Source organism: Gordonia sp. (in: high G+C Gram-positive bacteria) (assembly GCF_047606305.1).
GTDB lineage: Bacteria > Actinomycetota > Actinomycetes > Mycobacteriales > Mycobacteriaceae > Gordonia.
This window is the reverse complement of sequence record NZ_JASGER010000047.1, coordinates 114,347-120,524: the sequence shown is the minus strand read 5'-3', so window position 1 is coordinate 120,524 and position 6,178 is coordinate 114,347. Positions and strand designations below refer to the sequence as shown.

At 71.0% G+C, this 6,178-nt stretch carries 6 protein-coding genes; 4 read left to right on the top strand and 2 right to left on the bottom strand.

Going from position 1 to position 6,178, the window contains the following annotated elements; all coding sequences use genetic code 11:
• On the bottom strand, positions 1-918 hold a 918-nt coding region (locus QM634_RS07455; protein WP_415042136.1), incomplete at its 3' end, for a UDP-N-acetylmuramoyl-tripeptide--D-alanyl-D-alanine ligase.
• A gap of 79 nt (positions 919-997) precedes the next feature.
• Here QM634_RS07455 and QM634_RS07450 point away from each other — a divergent pair.
• Positions 998-2,098: a D-alanine--D-alanine ligase family protein gene (locus QM634_RS07450; RefSeq protein WP_415042135.1), complete on the top strand. Its 1,101-nt coding sequence runs from the start codon at positions 998-1,000 to the stop codon at positions 2,096-2,098.
• Between the two features lie 71 nt (positions 2,099-2,169).
• On the opposite strand, the gene QM634_RS07445 is transcribed toward QM634_RS07450, so the two are convergent.
• Positions 2,170-3,246, bottom strand: coding sequence for an FAD-dependent monooxygenase (locus QM634_RS07445; RefSeq protein ID WP_415042134.1), 1,077 nt, complete (start codon positions 3,244-3,246; stop codon positions 2,170-2,172).
• Positions 3,247-3,296: 50 nt separating this feature from the next.
• Here QM634_RS07445 and QM634_RS07440 point away from each other — a divergent pair, with 50 nt between their 5' ends.
• The 3 genes from QM634_RS07440 (at position 3,297) to QM634_RS07430 (ending at position 6,175) form a co-directional block, all read left to right on the top strand.
• Positions 3,297-3,701, top strand: coding sequence for a hypothetical protein (locus tag QM634_RS07440; protein ID WP_415042133.1), 405 nt, complete (start codon positions 3,297-3,299; stop codon positions 3,699-3,701).
• Between the two features lie 10 nt (positions 3,702-3,711).
• A complete protein-coding gene (locus QM634_RS07435) occupies positions 3,712-5,628 on the top strand; it encodes a potassium transporter Kup (protein WP_415042132.1) in 1,917 nt (638 codons plus the stop codon).
• Positions 5,629-5,815: 187 nt separating this feature from the next.
• On the top strand, positions 5,816-6,175 hold the full coding sequence (locus QM634_RS07430) for an NADH-quinone oxidoreductase subunit A (RefSeq protein WP_415042131.1): 360 nt from the start codon (positions 5,816-5,818) through the stop codon (positions 6,173-6,175).
• Positions 6,176-6,178: the final 3 nt, after the last annotated feature.

The following is a 6,178-nucleotide window of genomic DNA, read 5'->3' as shown; positions in this document are numbered from 1 at the left end:
GGCGGCCACCTGCTCGAGGTCGACGCCGAGCCCCGCCCCGGCCGCCGCGGCGGCCAGTGCGTTGCCGACCTGGTGCTCGCCGCGCGCGCCCAGGCGCACCGGCACGCTCCCCCACGGGGAGTGCAGCGTGAAGGAGGCGCGCAGCTCGTCGTCGAGGCTCACCCCGCTCGCGGTGAGGTCGGCCTTGTTGCCGTCGGCGCTGTAGGTGAGCACGCGCGCGGTGGTCCGGTGGGCCATGGCGGCGACGTTCGGGTCGTCGGCGTTCAGCACGGCGATGCCGCTGTCGGGCAGGCACTCGACCAGCTCGCCCTTGGTCTGCGCGACCGCTTCGATCGAGCCGAAGTTCTCCAGGTGCACGCCCTCGACGCGGGTCAGCACGCCGACCGTCGGGGCGGCGATGTCGCACAGCGTCGCGATGTGGCCGATGCCGCGCGCCCCCATCTCCAGGACCGCGGCCTGCGTACCGTCGTCGGCGCCGAAGAGCGTCAGTGGCAGGCCCAGTTCGTTGTTGAAGGACTTGGCGCTCGCCGTCGTGCGGTAGGTCGTCTCCAGGACGCCGGCCAACAGGTCCTTCGTCGAGGTCTTGCCGACCGAACCGGTGACGCCGACGACGCGGTCGCCGATGCGGGCGCGGGCCGCGCGACCGAGTGCGCGCAGCGCCAGGGCGTTGTCCGGCACGCGGATGGCCGCCACGCCGTCCGGCGGCGGGGTGTCGTCGCGGCTGGTGAGGTACGCGGGTGCGCCGGCGGCGAGGGCGGCGGGCAGGAAGTCGTGGCCGTCGCGCTCGGCGACGATCGGGACGAACAGCTGCCCGGCCTCGAGGGTGCGCGAGTCGATGCTCGCGCCGTCGACGGTGACATCGGCGCCGGTGGCGGCGCCACCGGTGGCCGCGGCGATCTCTGCGGAGGTGAAATGCACGCGTCCACGCTACAGCGGGGCCGCCACCGGCCGGAATTCGATTCGGCACCGGCCGCCGGACCACCGTAAGGTTGCAGCCATGCCCGACGCCGCCGAGTCAAAGCTGCGCCTCGTCGTCCTCTTCGGCGGCGCCTCCGCCGAGCACGACATCTCCTGCATCACCGCCGCCCATGTGCTGGCGGCCGCCGATCGCTCCCGCTACGACCTGGTCCCCGTCGCCATCACGCGCGCCGGGCAGTGGGTCCGACCGACCGCGGCCGTCGAGGCGCTCGCCGCCGGCGCGCCACTGGGCAACTCGCTGGCCCCCGAGGGACGCGCCGTCGAACCGCTGGCCGCACTGCGTGGGGAGAATGCCGACGCGAAGACCGTCGTGCTGCCGCTCCTGCACGGGCCGCACGGCGAGGACGGGACGCTCCAGGGGATGCTCGAGCTGTTCGGGCTGCCCTACGTCGGGTCGGGGGTCCTCGGCTCGGCCGTGTGCATGGACAAGGCGATGGCCAAGGACGTCGCCGCCTACCGCGACATCCCGCAGTGCAAGTGGATCGAGCACCGCGACGGCATCGACGACGAGCGGCAGACCATCACGAAGGCCGTCGACGACCTCGGGCTGCCCGTTTTCGTGAAGCCCGCGAACATGGGGTCGTCGGTGGGCATCACCAAGGCCCACGACGAGGCCGAACTCGCCGTCGCGCTCAAGACCGCGCTCGCCTACGACGACGTGCTCGTCATCGAGGAGGGCATCACCGCGCGCGAGATCGAGGTCGCGGTGCTGGGCAACGCCGCGCCGGAGGCGTCGCTGCCGGGCGAGGTGCTGCCCGGTGCGGAGTTCTACGACTACGAGGACAAGTACGTCACCGGCAACGCGGCCCTGCAGATCCCCGCCGAGCTGCCCGATGCCGTCGTCGACGAGGTCCGCGACCTGGCGATCCGCTGCTACCGGGCCCTGCGCTGCCAGGGTCTGGCGCGCGTCGACTTCTTCTACGAGGAGTCCTACCGCGACGGCCCGGGCCGGGGTTGGCTGCTCAACGAGATCAACACGATCCCCGGCTTCACCCCGGCGTCGATGTACCCGAAGATGTGGGAGGCCACCGGCCTGCCCTATTCGTCGCTGATCGACCGGCTGGTCCAGTTGGCACTCGAGGTCCACGCACGACGGTCGGGCTTCTCCACCGCCCACTGACCCCGCATCTCGCCGAGCGTGCCCAGATTTTCGCCGAGCGTGCCCAGAATCTCGCCGAGCGTGCCCAGAATTCAGGGCCGCCAGTCGGCGATCCGCTCGACGCTCGCCCCCATCAAACGGTCCGGCACCAATGGCACCAGCGTGTGCGCCAGTCCGGTGACCGGGTTCGTCGGCATCATCACGCTCGTCGCACGGCGGGCCAGGAACGCCACCGTCGACCATCGTCGACGACGAGCCCTGGCGAATCCGGCGCCGTCGAAGGCACCCGACGGGTCGCAGTGCTCGGCCAGCACGACGGCATCCTCGATCGACAGTCCGGCGCCCTGACCGAGGTGCGGCCGCATCGCGTGCGCGGCGTCGCCGATCAACACCGTGGCCCCCTTGACCGGCTGTCGAACCGGGTCCAGGTCGGTGAGGTCGTGGACGATCGGCTCGGCGATCCGGTGCAGCAGCGTCGGGACCGGGTCGACCCAATCATCGAAGTAGGACAGCCCGCCGGCGCGCGCGGGTCCGCGGGAGGCTGCGAAGACGTACGTCGTGTCGTCGGGCAGGGGCAGGATCCCGCACTCGCCGGCCGGGCCCCACACCGTCATCGCCTCGTCGGCCGCACCGTCGACGACCGCCCGCCAGGCGCGGATCCCGCAGTCGCGCTCACCGTCGGCCTCCGGCCACCACCGCAGCCGTGTCCGACTGTGCACCCCGTCCGCGGCGACGACCAGGTCGTAGTGCGCCTCGCGACCGTCGGCCTCGACCACCCCGCGCCCGGCGTCGACGACGGTCGCCGGTGTCGAGGTCCGCACGACGTCACCGGGCAGCGCCGACAGCAGCGCGCCGTTGAGGTCGCGGCGATGAAGTGCGACGAGGCTCCCCGGGCGCGACTGCTGGCGCATGAGCTCGCGACCGGTCGAGTCGACGATCCGCACGCCGGTCATGTCGGTGCCGGCCGTGCGCACCTCGTCGGCGACCCCCAGCACCCCCAACGCGGCCAACCCATTGGACCAGAGGGTGATCCCCGCACCGACGACGACGCTCTCGGTCTCCTCGAAGACCTCGACGTCCCACCCCCGTCGGCGCAGCGCGATGGCCGCGCACAGCCCGCCGATACCGCCCCCGATGACGGCGGCCCGGGGACGCGACGAAGCGGACATGGCACCGATTGTGTCATCACCCGCGCCGCGTCGGCGCTAGCATCGGCGGCGTGAGCGACACAGCCGAAACGCCCCGGATCGCGCTTCGCGTCGGCGTCTATTCCCCCAACGTGCTCACCCGGCGGCAGGTCGTCACCGCGCTCGGCACCACGCTGCACCCCGACCTTCCCGAACTCGCCTTCACCGAGCTCGCCACCGGCCCGGCGGTGCTCGGCAAACTCGACGACGGCCAACTGGACCTGGTGATCCTCGACGGCGAGGCGTCGCCGGTCGGGGGCATGGGCCTGGCCAAGCAGATCCGCGACGAGTACGACCCGTGCCCGCCGCTGCTCGTCCTGATCGCCCGCACGGCCGACCGTTGGCTCGCCGACTGGTCGCGCGCCGACGCGACGGCGAGCCTGCCCGTCGACCCGGTCGAACTCGGCTCGGTGATGACCGAGCTCATCCGGGCGTAGATTGGCGGAAATGACGACGGACCCGATCCCGGTCCACCCGCTGCGCGCCGGCCTGGTGCTCGGCGCACTGGGCGTGGTGTTCGGCGACCTGGGCACCAGCCCGATCTACACCCTGCAAACGCTCTTCAACCCCGGCGACCCCCATCCGATCGCGCCCACACCCGAGAACGTCTACGGCGTCGTGTCGCTGATCTTCTGGTCGGTGATGATCATCGTGACCGTCACCTACGTCCTGCTGGCCATGCGCGCCGACAACGACGGGGAAGGCGGCATCCTGGCACTCATCACCCTGCTACGACGGTGGTCCGCCGGATTCCGGCCGGGCGTCCTGCGGGTGCTGATCGCGCTCGGTCTCCTGGGCGCCGCGATGTTCCTCGGCGACAGCATGATCACCCCGGCGATCTCGGTGCTCTCGGCCGTGGAGGGCATCGGCACCGTCGACCCCGGTCTGCGCCACCTGGTGGTGCCGCTGACCGCGATCATCGTGTTCGCCCTCTTCCTGGTCCAACGGTTCGGCAGCGGCGTGGTCGGCCGGGTGTTCGGCCCGGTGATGGTCGTGTGGTTCGGCGTCATCGCGGCGCTCGGCGTCAAGGGGATCCTGGTGGAGCCGGAAATCGTGCGGGCGCTGTCGCCGTCGTACGCCGTCGACTTCGCGGTCCACCACCCGGGCGTGGCCTTCTTCGCGCTGGCGGCCGTCGTGCTGGCGGTGACCGGCGCCGAGGCGCTGTACGCGGACATGGGCCACTTCGGTCGCCCGTCGATCACCCTCGCCTGGGTCGCCCTCGTCGCACCGGCCCTCGTCCTCTGCTACCTCGGCCAGGGTGCGCTCATCCTGCACGACCCCCGTGACGCGTCGGCGCCGTTCTTCCTCCTCAGCCCCGACGCGCTGCGCATCCCCCTGGTGGTGCTGACCACCTTCGCGACCGTCATCGCCGCGCAGGCGGTCATCTCCGGCGCGTTCTCGGTGACGTCGCAGGCCGGGCAACTCGGCTACCTGCCGCGCCTGCGCGTGGTGCACACCTCCGACCGCACCTACGGCCAGATCTACATCCCGTGGCTGAACTGGCTGCTGATGGTCTCGGTGATCACCCTGGTCTTCGCGTTCCGCAGTTCCGCCGCGCTCGCGTACGCGTACGGCATGGCCGTGACCGCGACCATCAGCGTGACGACACTGCTGTTCTTCGTCGTCGCCCGCCGACGCTGGAACGTGCCGTGGTGGCTTCTCGCGCCCGTGGCCGCGGCGCTGCTCGCCGTCGACCTCCTGTTCTTCGCCGCAAACGTCACCAAGCTGCTGCACGGCGCGTGGCTACCCCTGGTGATCGGCGTGACGGTGTTCGCCGTGATGACCACCTGGGACCGCGGCAGCAAACTCACCCAGGCGCGGCGCAGCGCCCTGGAGGGCTCCCTCGACGCCTTCGTCGACGATCTGGCCGACGGGAAACCGCCGGTCGACGTCGTGGAGGGCACCGCGGTGTTCCTCAACCGCGACCTCGCCTCCGCACCGCTCGCCTTCCGGTCGAACGTCGCCCACAACCGGGTGCGACACCGGCGCGTGCTGATCGCGACGGTCGTGGTGGCGACGGTCCCCCGCGTCGCCCCGGCCGACCGCGTGGAACTGCGCGCCCTCGACGCCGGGTCGGCCGGCTGGGTGCGCGGGGCCACCATCCGCTTTGGTTACGCCGAACCGCCCGACGTCCCGGCGGCGCTGTCCGCGCTGTCCCCGTGGGATGACGGTGAACCGTTCGACGTCGACGACGTCACCTACTTCCTCTCGACGGCCGAGCTCGACTACAGCGACCGACCCGGCATGGCCGCATGGCGCAAGCGGCTGTTCATCGCGTCGACGTTCGTGAAGGCGGATGTGAGTGATCACTTCCAACTGCCGCGCGACCAGGTCGTGGTGTTGGGCAGCCGCATCCCGGTCTGAGCGGGATCGCCCACTCGGCGGAGATCGTCGCCCACTCGGCGAGAATCTGCGCCCACTCGACGAGATTCTGGGCACGCTCGGCGAGATTCTGGGCACGCTCGGCGAAAGCGCGGCGCACGGATCGCGTGCCGTGAGTAGTGTGAGACTCAGATCACATCAGCCACTCCCCTTGCGGAGGTGATATCGAATGAACGCCTATCTGCCGATCCTCGTCCTCGGCGGGATCGCGGCCGCGTTCGCGGTGTTCTCGGTCGGGGTCGCGTCCTTCGTGGGCCCCCGTCGGGCCAACCGCGCGAAGCTCGACGCCTACGAGTGCGGCATCGAACCGCTGCCGCAAGACCGTGCGGTGCAACGGATTCCGGTGAAGTACTACCTCACCGCGATGCTGTTCATCATCTTCGACATCGAGATCGTCTTCCTCTATCCGTGGGCCGTCGCCTTCGACTCGCTCGGCTGGTTCGGACTGGCCGCCATGGCCCTGTTCATCGTCAACGTGTCCGTCGCCTACGCCTACGAATGGCGTCGCGGCGGACTGGGTTGGGAGTGAACG